Genomic DNA, 14548 nt, shown 5'->3' on the forward strand with positions numbered 1-14548 from the left:
CCGCCTGCCCGGGACGGTGCACCGGGGACTCCCGCAGCAGCGCCCCGCTCACTCCGCAGCCAGGCGCCGCCGGCGCAGCCGCCTGAGGAGCGGCCAGGCGGGGACGGCTACGAGCAGGGCGACGGCGGCGAAGGGGAGCAGTGCGCCGACGACGGTGGCGGCGGCGACGGTGGTCGCGGAGAGGCCGTCCCAGCCGGCGGCGAGACCCGAGAGGAACCCGCTGTCGTCGTCCTCCTCCGCGACGGTGCGGGCCTTCGGCGTGCGCTCGAGGGACACGGTGATCGTCGACATCGAGGTCTGGTCGGCGAGGTAGTCCTGCTGCTTCTCCAGGGAGGCGAGCGCGGCCTGGCGGCGCGAGAGCTGCGCCTCGATGACCACGATGTCGCGGATCGACTCGGCGCGGTCGAGCAGCAGCTCGATGCGCGCGATGCTGCGGCGCTGCACCCGCACCCGGATGTCGACGTCGAGGACCTGGGTGGTGACGTCCTCGCTGGTCGTGCTGGCGTCGACGAGCTCCGCGACACCCGTGAGCGACTCGACCGCCTCGTCGAAGCGCGCGGAGGGGACGCGCAGGACGAGGCGTGAGCGCTCGACCTCGCCGTCGTCGTCGGTGGCCGTGCGCTCCTCGGCGACCTCGCCGCCGTGCTCGTCGACCACCTCCTGCACGTCGAACCGTGCCTTCGCCACGTCGTCGGCGCGCAGCGCGACGTTGCCGGTGGAGATGACCTTGCGGTCAGGCCCCTCGGGCGCCTCCGCCTTGTTGGCGGTGAAGGCCGTGCCCGCCTGGTCCAGGACGGCGCCGTCCTCCTCCACGGCAGCGGCTCGGGGTGCCTCCGCGGAGGTGGCCGAGCCTCCGGAGGCGGAGGAGTCGTCCGAGGAGCCGCCCGAGCAGGCGGTGGTGAGGGTCGCGACGGCGACCAGGCAGGCGGCGGCAGCGCGGTGGGCCGTGCGGGACGGAGGGGTCATGCCGTCTGGGACGGCACGACCTCCATCACGGTTCCTCCGCCGACGGCCGCCGGCGTACGTCGCCCGCGGGCCACCTCCACGAGGGCGGCGCGCAGGTCGCGGACCCGGCCGGGGAGCTGGCCCTCACGGTGCCGCAGGACCAGCGTCACGGCGGTCTCGTCGCCGGCGATCGGACGGCACGTCAGCAGCCCGGTGCGCTCGAGCGGGTCGCCGACGACGCTGTAGTCGGGCAGCACGGTGACCCCGAGGCCCTCGGCGACCATCAGCTTGCCCATCTCGGCCCCGTCGGTGGTGTGGCACCGCTGCGGCATCCGGCCCTCGAAGAGCCGGTGGGCGAAGCGGTGCATGAGGTAGCCGGCGCGCATCGCCACGAACCGCTCCTCGCGCAGCTGGTCGGTGGTCACCGACGGCTGGGCGGCCAACGGGTGGTCGGCGGGCAGCACGACGACCGGTCGTCCGTGGACCAGCGCGGTGCCCGCGAGGTCGGCGGGAGCGTCGTCGCCGGCGAGGACGTTGACCAGGCCGAGGTCGAGCGAACCCTCCAGGACGCCCTGGTGGATCTCGGCCTGCTGGGTGTCGAGCACCTCGACGGTCGCGCCGGGGTGTCGGTCCTGGAAGAGCCGCAGGGCCGGGACCAGGAGGGTCGAGGTGGCGGCGTTCACGGTGCCGATGCGCAGCAGCCGGGTAGCGGTGCCTTGGTCGCCGGCGGCCTGGCGCAGGCGGTCGACCGCCTCGAGCACGTCGACCATGTTCTGCAGCAGGTCGCGGCCCTGGCGGCTGATCCGCGCGCCCGAGCGGCGGCGGTCCAGCAGGGTCACGCCCAGCTCGCGCTCGAGCTTGGTCAGCGCCTCGGACAGGGCCGGCTGGGAGATGTGCAGCCGCTCGCTGGCCCGACGCAGCGAGCCGTGCTGGGTGACCGCGGCGAGGTACTCCAGCTGTTCGATGCGCACGCGTCCTCCTGGTAGGTATCGGCTAAGTAGAGCGACAATGTCTACTTAAGTGGAGCCGACGCTACCGGACTCGGCGGCGCGAGGCGCCACTCCCCGAGTGCGCGGGACGACCCGCGGCTGGGGGACGGGTGAGAGGCGCTGCCTGTCACCCACTCACGCCTTCCTCGCGCGACGCGCGCCACGTCGGCTTGCACTCACCTCCTATTTGAGCCAATCTCATCGACATAGACACCAATGTCCACGACGGAAGGGAGGCCGACGTGTCCACGTCGCTCACGTCCGAGGCGCCCGGGACCGGCTCCTTTGCGGTGGTCGGGACCGGCCGGGTGCCGGTGCTCGACGAGGCCGCTGCCCTCGAGGTGGCCGCCACGATCGCCCGACGCCTCGCGGTCGGCGCCGCCGAGCGGGACGCCGAGCGGGTGCTCCCCGCCGAGGAGGTCGACCTGCTGTCCGGGTCCGGGCTCCTCGCCATCACCGTTCCCCGCGAGCACGGGGGGCCGGGCCTGCCGACGAGCGTCGTGGCGGAGGTCTTCCGCCTGCTCGCCACCGGCGACCCGAGCATCGCCCAGGTCCCGCACAGCCACTTCGTCTACGTCAACGCCCTGCGCCACCAGGGGACGCCGGCGCAGCAGGCGTTCTTCTTCGGCGAGGTGCTGGCCGGCAAGCGGTTCGGCAACGCCCAGTCGGAGGTCGGCACCAAGCACGTCCGCGACCACCGCACGACCCTCACGCCGGCGACCGGCGGCGGCTGGCTGCTCGACGGCACCAAGGGCTACAGCACCGGCGCGCTCTTCGCCGACTGGATCCCGGTGCTCGCCCACCTCGACGTCGACGGCCCGATGCACGTCGCCTGGGTCGAGCGGTCCGCGCCCGGTGTCACCGTCGTCGACGACTGGGACGGCATGGGCCAGCGCACCACCGCCAGCGGCACCGTGCGGCTCGAGGCCGTGGCGGTCGAGGACGCCCGGGTCATGCCGTACCACCTCACCTTCGAGGGGCCCCAGACGTACGGCGCGTTCGCGCAGGTGCTCCACGCCGCGCTGGACGCCGGCATCGCGCGCGCCGCCCTCACCGAGGCCGCGGAGTTCGTCACCACGAGGTCGCGGCCCTACCCCGACGCCGGCGTCGAGCGGCACGCGGACGACCCGCTGGTGGTCCACGCCTTCGGCGAGATGGAGGTGCAGGTCCGCGCCTGCGAGGCGCTCGTCGCCGAGGCGGCCCGTGCCGTCGACCGCGCGGACGCCGACCTCACCGAGGCGTCGGCGGGCCACGCCAGCCTCGCCGTCGCCGCCGCGCGCGCGTCGACCACGCAGGCCTCGGTCGAGGTGTCGAGCCGGCTCTTCGAGGTCGCCGGCACCCGGTCCGCGCTCGACGGCCTGAACCTGCACCGCCACTGGCGCAACGCCCGCACCCACACCCTCCACGACCCGGCGTCCTGGAAGGTCCAGCACCTGGGCCGGCACGCCCTCGACGGGGTGTTCCCGCCCAACCACGGCCAGGTCTGACGCCCACCACCCCGCCCCCGCCCCCGCACCGCACCGCCCCCGCACCGCACAGGAGTGACGAGATGTCCTTGAAGTTCCACTGGTTCCTGCCCACCAACGGCGGCGACGGCCGCCAGGTCGTCGGCGGCGGTCACGGCGTGTCCGCCGGCGCCTCCGGCCGGCCCGCGACCGTGCCGTACCTCGGCCAGATCGCGCGCAGCGCCGAGCAGCTCGGCTTCGAGGCGGCGCTGACCCCGACCGGCGCCTGGTGCGAGGACGCCTGGGTGTCCACGGCGATGCTGAGCAGCCTCTCGGAGCGGCTGAAGTTCCTCGTCGCGTTCCGCCCCGGCCTGACCGCGCCGTTCCTCGCCGCGCAGATGGCGGGCACGTTCCAGAACCTCTCCGGGGGCCGGCTGCTGCTCAACGTCGTCACCGGCGGGGAGAGCCACGAGCAGCGGATGTTCGGCGACTTCCTCGACAAGGACGGCCGCTACGAGCGCTGCGACGAGTTCCTCCACATCGTCCGCGCGCTCTGGCGCGGCGAGACGGTCAACTTCACCGGCAAGCACCACTCGGTGGAGGACGCCGTCCTCGCCCAGCGCCCCGACCCGCTCCCGGAGATCTACTTCGGCGGGTCCTCGCCCGCCGCCGGCCGGGTCGCGGCCAAGCACGCCGACGTCTACCTGACCTGGGGCGAGCCGCCGGCCGCCGTCGCCGAGAAGATCGACTGGATCAAGGGCCTGGCCAAGGAGGAGGGCCGGGAGCTGCGGTTCGGCATCCGCCTCCACACCATCGCCCGCGACACTTCCGAGGCCGCCTGGGCCGAGGCCGACCGGCTGCTCGCCGGCATCGACGACGAGCAGATCGCGAAGGTGCAGGCGGGCCTCAGGCGCAGCGAGTCCGTGGGCCAGCAGAAGATGCTCGAGCTCAACGGCGGCAGCAAGGAGGGCCTCGAGATCCACCCGAACCTGTGGGCGGGCGTCGGCCTGGTCCGCGGCGGCGCCGGCACCGCGATGGTCGGCAGCCACAGCGAGATCGCCGACCTCGTCGAGCAGTACGCCGCGGTGGGGATCGAGGAGTTCGTCCTCTCCGGCTACCCGCACCTGGAGGAGTCCTACTGGTTCGGCGAGGGCGTCCTGCCCGAGCTCACCCGCCGCGGCCTCTGGCAGCACCCGGCGCCGCAGGCGACGGCGTCCGCCGCGGTGCCCTTCGGTGCGGCCGGCGGCAGCAGGGCCGCGTCGTGACCGTCGCCGTCGTCGTCGGCAACCCCAAGCCGGCGTCGCGCACCCTCACCGCCGCGACGTACGTCGCCCGCGAGCTGTCCGGCGCCGAGCCGGACCTCGTGGTCGACCTCGCGGTCCTCGGCCCGGCGCTCCTCGACTGGTCCGACGCGGAGGTGCGCGGCCTGGTCGAGGCGGTCGGCGCCGCGGACCTGGTCGTGGTCGCCAGCCCGACGTACAAGGCGACCTACACCGGGCTGCTGAAGCTGTTCCTCGACCGGTTCTCGACCACCGGCCTGCGGGGCGTGGCCGTGCCGCTGATGCTGGGCGCCGGACCGGCCCACGCGCTGGCCCCCGAGCTCGCGCTGCGGCCGCTGCTGGCCGAGATCGGCGGCACCGTGCCGACCCGGGCGCTCTACGTGCTCGACGACCTCCACGACGACCCCGCGGCGTACGCCGAGTGGCTGGCCGAGGCCCGCCCCCGCGTCGCCGCCGCCCTCACCCGGACAGGAGCACCCGCATGACCGCGACCCCCGACCCGCTCGCCAGCGTCACCGCGCTGACCACGAACCAGGACCTCGACCCGACCCGGCTGCGCGAGGCGTTCGGGATCTTCCCGACCGGCGTCGTCGCGGTGGCCGCCGAGGTCGACGGGGAGCCGGTCGGCCTCGCCGCCAGCTCGTTCACCTCCGTCAGCCTCGACCCGCCGCTGGTGTCGTTCTCGGTCGCCAACACCTCCAAGACGTGGCCGGCCCTGCGCCGCGCGGGGCACCTCGGCGTCACGATCCTGGCCTCCCACCAGGGCACGATCTGCCGCCAGCTCGCCGGACCGGTGGAGCAGCGCTTCGCCGGTGTCGGGCTGCACACCACCGAGGACGGCGCGGTGCTCCTCGACGAGGGACTGGCCCGCTTCGACTGCTCCATCCACGAGGAGGTGGTCGCCGGCGACCACACCCTGGTGCTGCTGCGCCTGCACGCCGTCGAGAACGCCGACACCTCGCTCCCGCTGGTCTTCCACCGCTCGGCCTTCGGGCGCCTGGAGGCCAGCGCCTGAGCGGTCCCCGCCCCGGCATAGCCTGGCGGCGTGGGTAGTCCTCGCCGCACCGTCGTCGTCGGGGCCGGCATTGCCGGCCTGACCGCCGCACACGACCTCGTCGCCGCCGGCGACGAGGTCGTGGTGCTCGAGGCCTCGGACGCCGTCGGCGGCAAGATCCGCCGCCAGGAGGTCGGCGGCACGCCCGTCGACGTCGGCGCCGAGGCGATGCTGAACCGCCGACCGGAGGGCGTCGACCTCGCCCGCGAGGTCGGCCTCGAGGTCGAGCACCCCGCCCTCGCCGCGTCCCGGATCTGGACGCGCGGCGACCTGCGGCCGCTGCCGCGCTCCCTCATGGGCGTCCCGCTCGACCTCGACCAGCTCGCCGCCTCCGGGGTGCTGAGCGAGCAGGGCCTCGACCGGGTCCGCGCCGAGCCGTCGCTCGGGCCCGATGCCCTCGAGGGCGACGTCTCCGTCGGCGACCTGGTCGACCGCCGGTTCGGCGCCGAGGTCACCGACCGCCTGGTCGAGCCGCTGCTGGGCGGGGTGTACGCCGGGCGGGCCCGCGAGATCTCCGCCCGCGCCGCCGTCCCGCAGCTGGTCACCTACGCCGCCCGCGGCTCGGTCCTCGAGCAGGCCGCCGGGGTCCCCACGACGTACGACGCGCCCGTCTTCGCCGGCATCGCCGGCGGGATGGGGCGGTTCCCCGAGGCGCTCGCGGCCCGGCTCCCGGTCCGGCTGGGGGTGACGGTGCGCGGCCTCGAGCGCCGGCCGGACGGCGGCTTCGTGCTCACCTGCGGCCCGACCACGGCGCCCGAGCGGGTCGAGGCGGACGCGGTGGTCCTGGCCACCCCGGCCGCCCCGGCGTCCCGGCTGCTCGCCGCGGTCGCGCCGGTCGCGTCCGTCGAGCTCGCCGGCGTGGAGACCGCGTCGGTGGTCGTGGTGACCCTCGCCTACCGCGTCCAGGACGCCGCCCCGGTCGTCGGGGCCGGCTCGTCGGGCTTCCTGGTGCCGCCGGTCGAGGGGCGCCGGATCAAGGCCTCGACGTTCTCCTTCGCCAAGTGGGACTGGGTCCGCGCCGCCGGCGCCGAGCAGGGCCTCGTCCACCTGCGCACCTCGCTGGGCCGGCACGGCGAGGAGGTCGCCCTGCAGGCCTCCGACGAGGAGCTCGTCGCCTGGTCGCTGGCCGACCTCGCCGACGCCACGGGCCTGGCCGCCGCCCCCGTCGACGTGCACGTGCAGCGCTGGGGCGGGGGACTGCCGCAGTACGCCGTCGGCCACCTCGACCGGGTCGCCCGCATCCGGGCCGCCCTCGACGCCGTCCCGGGCCTGGTCGCCTGCGGTGCGTCGTACGACGGCGTCGGCATCCCCGCCGTCATCGCCTCCGCCCACCGGGCGGTCCGGGAGCTGGGCTAGGTCCCGGCACCGGGCCGGCGCGGGCCGGGACAGGGTCTGCCCGCTTGTCCCTGGGCCGCGGGACAGCGGGCCCGGGAACCTCCCGGCATGACGACCACCACCACCACCACCCACCCGGTCCGCACCGACCTCCACCGGGGCTCCGTGCCGGCCACCCCCGACCACGACGGCCGCAGCGGCGCCCGTCCCACCCGCCACTGGGCGCTCGCCGGCGTCGGCGCGGGCCTCGCCGGCATCGGCGCGATCGTCGCCTCCGGCCTCGTGGACGCGGTCTACGACCCCGACCTCCAGGGCGACGCCGCCGCGATCGCCGACCGGCTCGCGACCCAGCGCGAGGCGGCGTTCGTGTTCCACAGCCTCGCGCTGGTGAGCGCCGTGCTGCTCCTCGTCTTCGCGGCCGGCCTGCTGCGCCGGCTGCGGCAGGGGAGCGGCAGCGAGGCCCTGGCCCCGATGGTCGCGTTCGCCGGGCTGGCCGGGACCGCGGTCGTCCAGGTGATCGGCACCAGCCTGGACACCGAGTTCCTCTTCGGGCTGCCCCAGCAGGACGTGCTCGTCGACAGCAACGTCGTGATGTACGGCCACTTCATCGGCACCGTGCCGTGGTGCTGGGTCCTCGCCGGGCTCGCCGGCCTGGCGCTGCACGCCGCCGGGCGCGCCGGTGCGGTGCCGCGCTGGCTCGGCCGGACCGGCCTGGTCCTCGGCGGCCTGACCCTGCTCGTCGGCATCTCGCCCCTGCAGTACCTCGCCGGCATGGTCGGACCGGTCTGGCTCCTCGTGACCGCGCTCGGCTTCGCGCTCGGCGACAAGGCGCACCGGGCCGCGTGACCACCTCCACCTCCACCACTGCCGGTTCGGCCCCACGGGGGCCGGACCGGCAGCACACTGTCCCCGTGACCCAGGCCGTGTCGCCGGACCCGAGCCCCAGCCGCGCGGCGGCGCGCTGGCTGGTCCTCGCCCTGCCCGTGGCCTGCGCAGCCGGGGTGGCGCTCGCGGTGTGGCTCGAGCAGCGGCTGCCCGACCGGATCCCGGGCGACGGGCTCGCGCCGGGGCCGGGGTGGAGCACCGGCCTCACCGGCCTGGTGCTGGCCACCCTCGCGGCCGTCGTCCTCCGCCACGACCGCAGGCAGGGGCTCGGCTGGGCGCTCGCCTGGTTCGGGGTGTTCTGGACCCTCGACGGCATCTCCGAGGCGTGGTTCCGCACCGGCCTCGACAGCGACGAGCCCCTGCCGCTGATGACGTTCACGGCCTGGTTCCTGCTCCGCTTCACCTCGCTGCTCCCGGTCACCGTCGCCGTGGTGGCGCTCCTCTTCCCGACGGGCCGCTTCCTGCCCGGACGCTGGGGGCTGGCCGGCAAGGCCGCGCTGGGCGTGATGCTGCTCGGCTCGCTGGTCTACGTCGTCGCGCCCTCCGGCGGCTTCGACGACGTGGGGCGGCTCCCCGTCGGCGCCGACCCCGACCCCACCACCCTCACGGCGCTCGCCCCGGTCGCCGACCAGCTCCTGGCCCTCGCCGGCACCGCCTCGGTCCTCGCCCTGCTGGTCCCGGTGGCCACCGTCGTGGTCCGGCACCGCCGGGCGGTGGGCCTGGAGCGCGACCGGATGCGCTGGCTGCTCTGGGGAGTCTCGGCGGTCGTGCTGCTCGCCGTGCTCACCCTGCTGGTCGACGTGGGGCCGGTCGAGCCGTACCTCTTCTTCGTCGACGTCTGCCTGCTCCCCGCCGCGATGACGGTGGCCGTCGTCGCGCCGCGCGTGGTCGACGTGGACGCGCTGCTCGGCCGGACCCTCGCCTACGGCGGCCTGTGGACCGCGCTGCTCGTGGTCGACCTCGCCGTGGTCGCCGCGCTCACCTCCGTGCTCGGCGACGCGCTGGCCCAGCGCGAGGTGGTCGGGGTCGTGCTGCTGCTGACGGTGCTCCTCTACGGGCCGCTGCGCCTGCGTGCGCAGGCCCTCGCCCGGCGGCTGCTGCTCGGCCGGCGCGACGACCCGTACGACGTGGTGGCCGGCCTCGCCTCGGGCCTGGAGACCGCGGACGAGGGCACCGAGCAGCTCGCCGTGGTCGCCGGCGCCGTGGCGCGGGCGTTCGGGGTGCGGTACGTCAGCGTCGAGGTCGACCGGCCCGGCGGCGAGCGGGTGACCGCGACCCACGGCCAGCAGCCGGCCGAGACGCGCGTCCTGCCGATCACCTACCGGGACGCGGAGGTCGGCCGGCTCGTCCTGCCCGCCCGCGGGCTGCGCAGCCGACTGACCCGCCGCGACGAGCAGCTGCTCGCCGACCTGGTGCGCCAGGCCGCCACGGCCGCCCGCACCGGGCGCCTGGCCGAGGAGCTGCAGGAGAGCCGCGAGCGGCTCGTCGTCGCCCGCGAGGAGGAGCGGCGACGCATCCGCCGCGACCTGCACGACGGCCTCGGGCCGTCGCTGTCCGGCGTCGTCTTCCGCCTCGAGTCCGCGCGGCTGCTCGTCGACCGCGACCCCGGCGCCGCCCGCGACCAGGTGGCCGCGGCCAGCGCGCTGGTCCAGGACGTCGTCGGCGACGTACGCCGCCTCGTGCACGACCTGCGTCCGCCCGCCCTGGACGACCGCGGCCTGGTGGGCGCGCTGCGCCAGCAGGCCGACCAGGCGCCGGTCCCGACCGAGGTGGTGACCGTGCCGGCCGAGGGGCTCGGCCCGCTGCCCGCCGCCGTCGAGGTGGCGGCGTACCGCGTCGCGGGGGAGGCCCTCACCAACGTCGTCCGGCACGCCCGCGCCACGCGGTGCTGCGTCCGGCTGACCCGCACCGACCGCTCGCTGCTGGTCGAGGTCGCCGACGACGGTCGCGGGATCCCGGCGGACGCGCAGGCCGGCGTCGGGCTGGTCTCGCTGCGCGAGCGCTCCGCCGAGCTCGGCGGCACCACCGAGGTCACCTGTCCGCCCGGCGGCGGCACCGTCGTGCGCGCCGCCCTGCCCCTGAGGAGCGTCCTGTGAGCAGTCCCGTCACCGTGGTGGTCGTCGACGACCACCAGATCGTCCGCGAGGGCCTCGTCGCGCTGCTCGGCGCGCTCGACGACGTCGAGGTCGTGGGTGCGGCCACCGACGGCCGCGAGGCGCTGCACGTCGTGGAGGAGACCGAGCCCGACGTCGTCGTCATGGACATCCAGATGCCGGTGCTGGACGGCATCGAGGCCACCCGGTTCATCACCGGCCGGCGGCCGGGCACCCGCGTCGTGATGCTGACCATGAACGAGGACGACGACACGGTGCTCGCCGCCATCCGGGCCGGCGCGAGCGGCTACCTGCTCAAGGGGTCGGGTGCTGAGGAGGTGCACCACGCGGTGCGTGCGGCAGCGGCCGGCGGGATGGTGTTCGGGGCGAGCCTCGCGGGCCGCGTCGCGTCGTACTTCGCCGGCGCCACGGCGCCCGCCACCCGCGCCGACGACCCCTTCCCCGACCTCACCGACCGCGAGCGCACCGTGCTCGAGATGCTCGCCGCGGGCCGTTCCAACGACGCCATCGCCGCCGAGCTCCACGTGTCGGGCAAGACCGTGCGCAACACCGTCTCGACGATCTACGCCAAGCTGCACGCCGCCGGCCGGGCGGAGGCGATCGTCAAGGCCCGGGAGGCCGGGTACGGCCGCTCGGGGAGGACCTAGGGCCCTGCCGGTCGCGCCGGGCCGCCCGGCACAATGGAGGTCATGAGCGAGACCAAGTCCAACGCCAGCCGCGTCCGCGAGATCAACGACTCGATCCGCTACACGATGTGGTCGGTGTTCCGGCTCCGCGACGTCCTGGGGGAGGCCGACCGCGAGGCGGAGGGCGCCGAGGTCGAGAAGCTCTTCGCCGAGCTGGCGGAGGCCGACGTCGTCGTCCGCGGCGTGTACGACGTGAGCGGCCTGCGCGCCGACGCCGACCTGATGGTCTGGTGGCACGCCCAGGACTCCGAGGACCTGCAGTCGGCGTACCACCGCTTCCGCCGCACCGCCTTCGGCCGTCGCCTCGAGCCGGTCTGGTCGCAGATGGCGCTGCACCGGCCCGCGGAGTTCAACAAGAGCCACGTGCCGGCGTTCCTCAACGACGAGGAGCCCAAGCGGCACATCTGCGTCTACCCGTTCGTGCGCTCCTACGAGTGGTACCTCCTCGAGGACTCCGAGCGCCGCCGGATGCTGGCCGAGCACGGCAAGATGGCGCGCGACTACGTCGACGTCCGGGCCAACACCGTGGCCAGCTTCGCGCTCGGCGACTACGAGTGGCTGCTGGCCTTCGAGGCCGACGAGCTCTACCGGATCGTCGACCTGATGCGGCACCTGCGGGCCTCCGACGCGCGCCGCCACGTGCGCGAGGAGGTGCCCTTCTACACCGGCGCGCTCGTGCCGGTCGCCGAGCTGGTCGACCGCCTCCCGTAGTCCGTTCGGGCACCCCGGCACCCCTGCGGGCTGGCCCGTTCGGGTGGTTCGGGGCCCCGGGTGGGCCATTCCGGCCCCCGGCCGGTGTCGCCCGGCACGACGCCTCGTTGGGAGGGACATGGGGAAGCGAACCGACGTGGCCGGGCTGAGCGTCACGACCGTGCTGCAGCCGGGGCACACCGTGCTGCGGCTCGTCGGAGAGATCGACCTCGCGGAGGTCGACGCCCTGCGCCGGGCCGCCCACCTCGCCGTCGCCGCCGGACGCGACGTGCTGGTCGACCTCGGCGGGGTCACCTTCGTCGACGCCTGCGGGCTCGCCGCGATCGTCGGAGTACGCCGCGTGGCGCACGCCGCCGGGCTGCGCTGCCACCTCGTCGACCCCAGCCGGCCCGTCCGCCGGGTCGCCGGGCTGACCCGCTCCGAGAACGCGCTCGGCTGGGACCTCCCCGCGCGCGGGCGCTCCACCGGACCCGGCCGGGGCCGGCCGTCGGCCGACCACGCCCGGCGCCGGCCGCCGACCACCCGGCGCTGAGCGGACCCGTGCCGGTCTCGTGATGCCCAGCGTGCGCCGGGGCGCACGCTGGGCATCACGAGGCGCTGGGCGTCAGAGCTCGTGGTTGGCGCGGAAGACGCCTGCCGGGTCCACGGACGCCCGGATCCCGCAGACCCGCTCGCGCACGCCCGGCTCGAACGCGGCCGAGGCGTCCGCGACGCGCCGATCGGCGAAGTTGAGCACGCACCGGTCGCTCGACCAGGGGGCCAGCGCGGCCACGACCGACGCAGCCGCGGCGGAGCCCGCCTCGGCCAGGGCCGGGGTGGGGGCGATCGCCACGCAGAACAGCGCGTACGCACCCGGCAGGGAAGCCAGGACCCCGCCGCCCGGAGCGGGCCGGCTGAGCGCGCCGCCGAGGTGCCGGAGCTCGGCGAAGGTCAGCCCGGTCCGCGTCCCCGGCCCGACCACCCGCAGCAGCTCCTCGACGGCGGCCTCCGGCAGCGCGTCGAGCACGGCGTGGTCCGAGACCGCCGGCGAGGGCCCGGGCGGGTCCATGTGCACGCTGAGCAGCGCCGGCGCGGGGATCCGGCCGAAGGTGTCCATCTCCGGGGCGAGCGCCTGCAGGGGTGCGAGCAGCTCGGCGGCGCGCTCGTCGTCCTCCAGCACGGCGCCGTCGACCACGACCAGGTCGCGCCCGGAGAGGAACGGGGGCAGCTCGGGCAGCGGCGGGAAGCTCATCACGCGCAGGGAGGTCGTCACCGACTCCGGCACCGTGCGGGTCCAGGCGGCCCACGCCCGGACCACCTCGGGCGCGCGCTCGCGGTCCCACAGCAGCATGCCGGCGTACACGTCGGTCAGCTCGAGCAGCGAGAGCTCGATGGCGACGACGACACCGAGGTTGCCGCCCGCGCCGCGCACCGCCCAGAACAGCTCCGCGTGCTCCTCGGCGCTGGCGCGCAGCAGCGAGCCGTCGGCGGTCACCACCTCGACGGCGGTGATGCTGCTCGCGGCCAGCCCGTGCTGCCGGCCGTAGAACGACAGCCCGCCGCCGAGGGCGTACCCCGCGACCGCGACGTCGGGCGCGCTGCCGTGGAGCGCGGCCAGCCCGTGCTCGGCCGCGGCGACCGCGACGTCCTGCCACAGGGTGCCGCCGACGATCCGGGCGGTGCGGGTGGCGGGGTCGACGACCACGCCGGTCAGCTCGGAGAGCCGCAGGACGACCGTGTCGCCGAGCGAGGTCTCCGCGAGCGCCGCGGCCCCGTGGCCGGTGCTCTGCGGCGCGACGCGGAGGCCGGCGGCGGCGGCCGCGGTGACGACGGCCTGCACCTCCGGCACCGAGCGCGGCACGGCGACCGCGGCGGGCCGCTGCTGCGCGGCGAGGTTCCAGGGCGTCCGCGCGGCGTCGTACCCGGGGTCGCCGGGCAGGTGCAGCTCGCAGCCGGACGCTCCGAGGCGGGCCCGCAGGATCACGGTGGGGTCGGTGTGGAGCGGAGTGGAGAGGGTCATGCTCGTTCCTTCGTGAGTGGTTCCATCGGTGGTGGTCCTGGGGATCCAGGTGGTCTCGGGCGGGCGGCCGGCCCACGGCGGATCGACGCGCAGCAGGCGGTCGACGGCGAGGAACCCGTGCTGCAGCGCCTTGTCCATCGCGTCGAACGGCGGGACCTGCGAGGCGTGGGTGCGGATCGCCTGCCACCGCTGGTCGAGCAGGTCCTCCACGTCGACGTACGTCGTGATGTCGGCGTCGGGCGTTCCGAGGCGTGTCGTGCCCGGGTCGACGCCGGCGAAGTCGGCCATGAGCGAGCGCGCCAGGCAGGAGAGGTACGTCGCGCCGGGCCGGTGCGCGGCCGTGTCGAGGGCCGCGAGGACCGCGTCCCGGACGGTCGCGTGGTCGCGGTGCCCGTCGCTCGCGTCGAGCGTGACGACCACGTCGGGTCGCACGTCGTCGTAGAACGCGGCGACCCGGTCGCGGAGCCCGGCCGGGTCCGCAGCGGCGAGCGAGCCCGGCGCGGGCGAGCCGTCGACGCCCGAGTCGGCGTAGTCGAGGACCTCGACCCGCTCGACGCCCAGGAGGGTGCAGGCGTCGCGGAGCTCCCGCTCGCGGGCCGCCGGCAGGTCCGCCCGGGTGAGCCCGCTGCCCGGAGCCGGATCGCCGAGCTCCCCGCGGGTGGCGCAGACGACGGTCGTGCGGACGTCGTGCGCGCTGGCGTGGGCCAGGACCGAGCCGCAGCCGAACGCCTCGTCGTCAGGGTGGGCGACCACAACCAGCAGCCGCGGGCGGGTCGAGGCGTCGAGCGCGACCAGCATCCCAGGCAGGTCCAGGCCGGGCACGGCCCGCACGGCGACGCACGGCGTCGCGCCGGTGGCCTCGAGCCGCTCGGCGAGGACGTCGAGGACTCCTGAGGCAGCGACGGGGTCGGTGGTGCGGACGGTCAGCGCGGCGAGGTCGGCCGGGGCGCGGCCCACCCGGTCGAGGGCGTCCTCGAGCCGGGCGAGCGCCAGCGCGAGATGCGCTGCCGGGTCCTCCGCGTGGAGCAGCCGGCCCGCGTCGTCGACCGGGGTGGCGGTGTGCGTGGTCATGGCGGCAACGCTCGGGCCGGAGGAGGCGCGGCGG

13 protein-coding genes are annotated in these 14548 nt (G+C 75.8%); 10 read left to right on the forward strand and 3 right to left on the reverse strand.

Annotated elements, in window-relative coordinates; genetic code table 11:
- Positions 1 to 48: 48 nt before the first annotated feature.
- Both OSR43_RS04385 and OSR43_RS04390 read right to left on the reverse strand, forming a co-directional pair.
- Positions 49 to 966, reverse strand: coding sequence for a DUF4349 domain-containing protein (locus OSR43_RS04385; protein ID WP_302269831.1), 918 nt, complete (start codon positions 964 to 966; stop codon positions 49 to 51).
- Positions 963 to 1916: a LysR family transcriptional regulator gene (locus OSR43_RS04390; protein WP_302269832.1), complete on the reverse strand. Its 954-nt coding sequence runs from the start codon at positions 1914 to 1916 to the stop codon at positions 963 to 965. The genes OSR43_RS04385 and OSR43_RS04390 overlap by 4 nt, the downstream gene beginning before the upstream one ends.
- A gap of 260 nt (positions 1917 to 2176) precedes the next feature.
- Between OSR43_RS04390 and OSR43_RS04395 the strand changes: the two genes are divergently transcribed.
- From OSR43_RS04395 to OSR43_RS04440, 10 genes are all read left to right on the forward strand, one after another.
- Positions 2177 to 3421, forward strand: coding sequence for an SfnB family sulfur acquisition oxidoreductase (locus OSR43_RS04395; protein ID WP_302269834.1), 1245 nt, complete (start codon positions 2177 to 2179; stop codon positions 3419 to 3421).
- Positions 3422 to 3483: 62 nt separating this feature from the next.
- Positions 3484 to 4644 (forward strand): LLM class flavin-dependent oxidoreductase, encoded by a 1161-nt coding sequence (locus tag OSR43_RS04400; protein ID WP_302269835.1) that lies wholly within the window; start codon positions 3484 to 3486, stop codon positions 4642 to 4644.
- A complete protein-coding gene (locus tag OSR43_RS04405; RefSeq protein ID WP_302269836.1) occupies positions 4641 to 5144 on the forward strand; it encodes an NADPH-dependent FMN reductase in 504 nt (167 codons plus the stop codon). The genes OSR43_RS04400 and OSR43_RS04405 overlap by 4 nt, the downstream gene beginning before the upstream one ends.
- Entirely contained in the window at positions 5141 to 5674 is a 534-nt protein-coding gene (locus OSR43_RS04410; protein ID WP_302269837.1) for a flavin reductase family protein, read from the forward strand. Before OSR43_RS04405 ends, OSR43_RS04410 begins: the two co-directional genes overlap by 4 nt.
- 30 nt (positions 5675 to 5704) lie before the next feature.
- Positions 5705 to 7069: a protoporphyrinogen oxidase gene (gene hemG / locus OSR43_RS04415; protein ID WP_302269839.1), complete on the forward strand. Its 1365-nt coding sequence runs from the start codon at positions 5705 to 5707 to the stop codon at positions 7067 to 7069.
- Positions 7070 to 7156: 87 nt separating this feature from the next.
- Positions 7157 to 7894, forward strand: a complete 738-nt coding sequence (locus OSR43_RS04420) for a hypothetical protein (protein ID WP_302269840.1) — start codon at positions 7157 to 7159, stop codon at positions 7892 to 7894.
- Positions 7895 to 7959: 65 nt separating this feature from the next.
- Positions 7960 to 10029, forward strand: coding sequence for a sensor histidine kinase (locus tag OSR43_RS04425; protein ID WP_302269841.1), 2070 nt, complete (start codon positions 7960 to 7962; stop codon positions 10027 to 10029).
- A complete protein-coding gene (locus tag OSR43_RS04430; protein ID WP_302269842.1) occupies positions 10026 to 10694 on the forward strand; it encodes a response regulator transcription factor in 669 nt (222 codons plus the stop codon). The genes OSR43_RS04425 and OSR43_RS04430 overlap by 4 nt, the downstream gene beginning before the upstream one ends.
- A 42-nt stretch (positions 10695 to 10736) precedes the next feature.
- Positions 10737 to 11444: a hydrogen peroxide-dependent heme synthase gene (hemQ, locus tag OSR43_RS04435; RefSeq protein WP_302269843.1), complete on the forward strand. Its 708-nt coding sequence runs from the start codon at positions 10737 to 10739 to the stop codon at positions 11442 to 11444.
- A gap of 118 nt (positions 11445 to 11562) precedes the next feature.
- The gene (locus tag OSR43_RS04440; protein ID WP_302269844.1) at positions 11563 to 11976 is read left to right on the forward strand and encodes an STAS domain-containing protein; all 414 of its coding nucleotides are present in this window, start codon (positions 11563 to 11565) and stop codon (positions 11974 to 11976) included.
- A 72-nt stretch (positions 11977 to 12048) separates the two neighbouring features.
- On the opposite strand, the gene OSR43_RS04445 is transcribed toward OSR43_RS04440, so the two are convergent.
- On the reverse strand, positions 12049 to 14514 hold the full coding sequence (locus OSR43_RS04445; RefSeq protein WP_302269845.1) for a PIG-L family deacetylase: 2466 nt from the start codon (positions 14512 to 14514) through the stop codon (positions 12049 to 12051).
- Positions 14515 to 14548: the final 34 nt, after the last annotated feature.

Source organism: Nocardioides sp. Arc9.136 (assembly GCF_030506255.1).
GTDB lineage: Bacteria > Actinomycetota > Actinomycetes > Propionibacteriales > Nocardioidaceae > Nocardioides.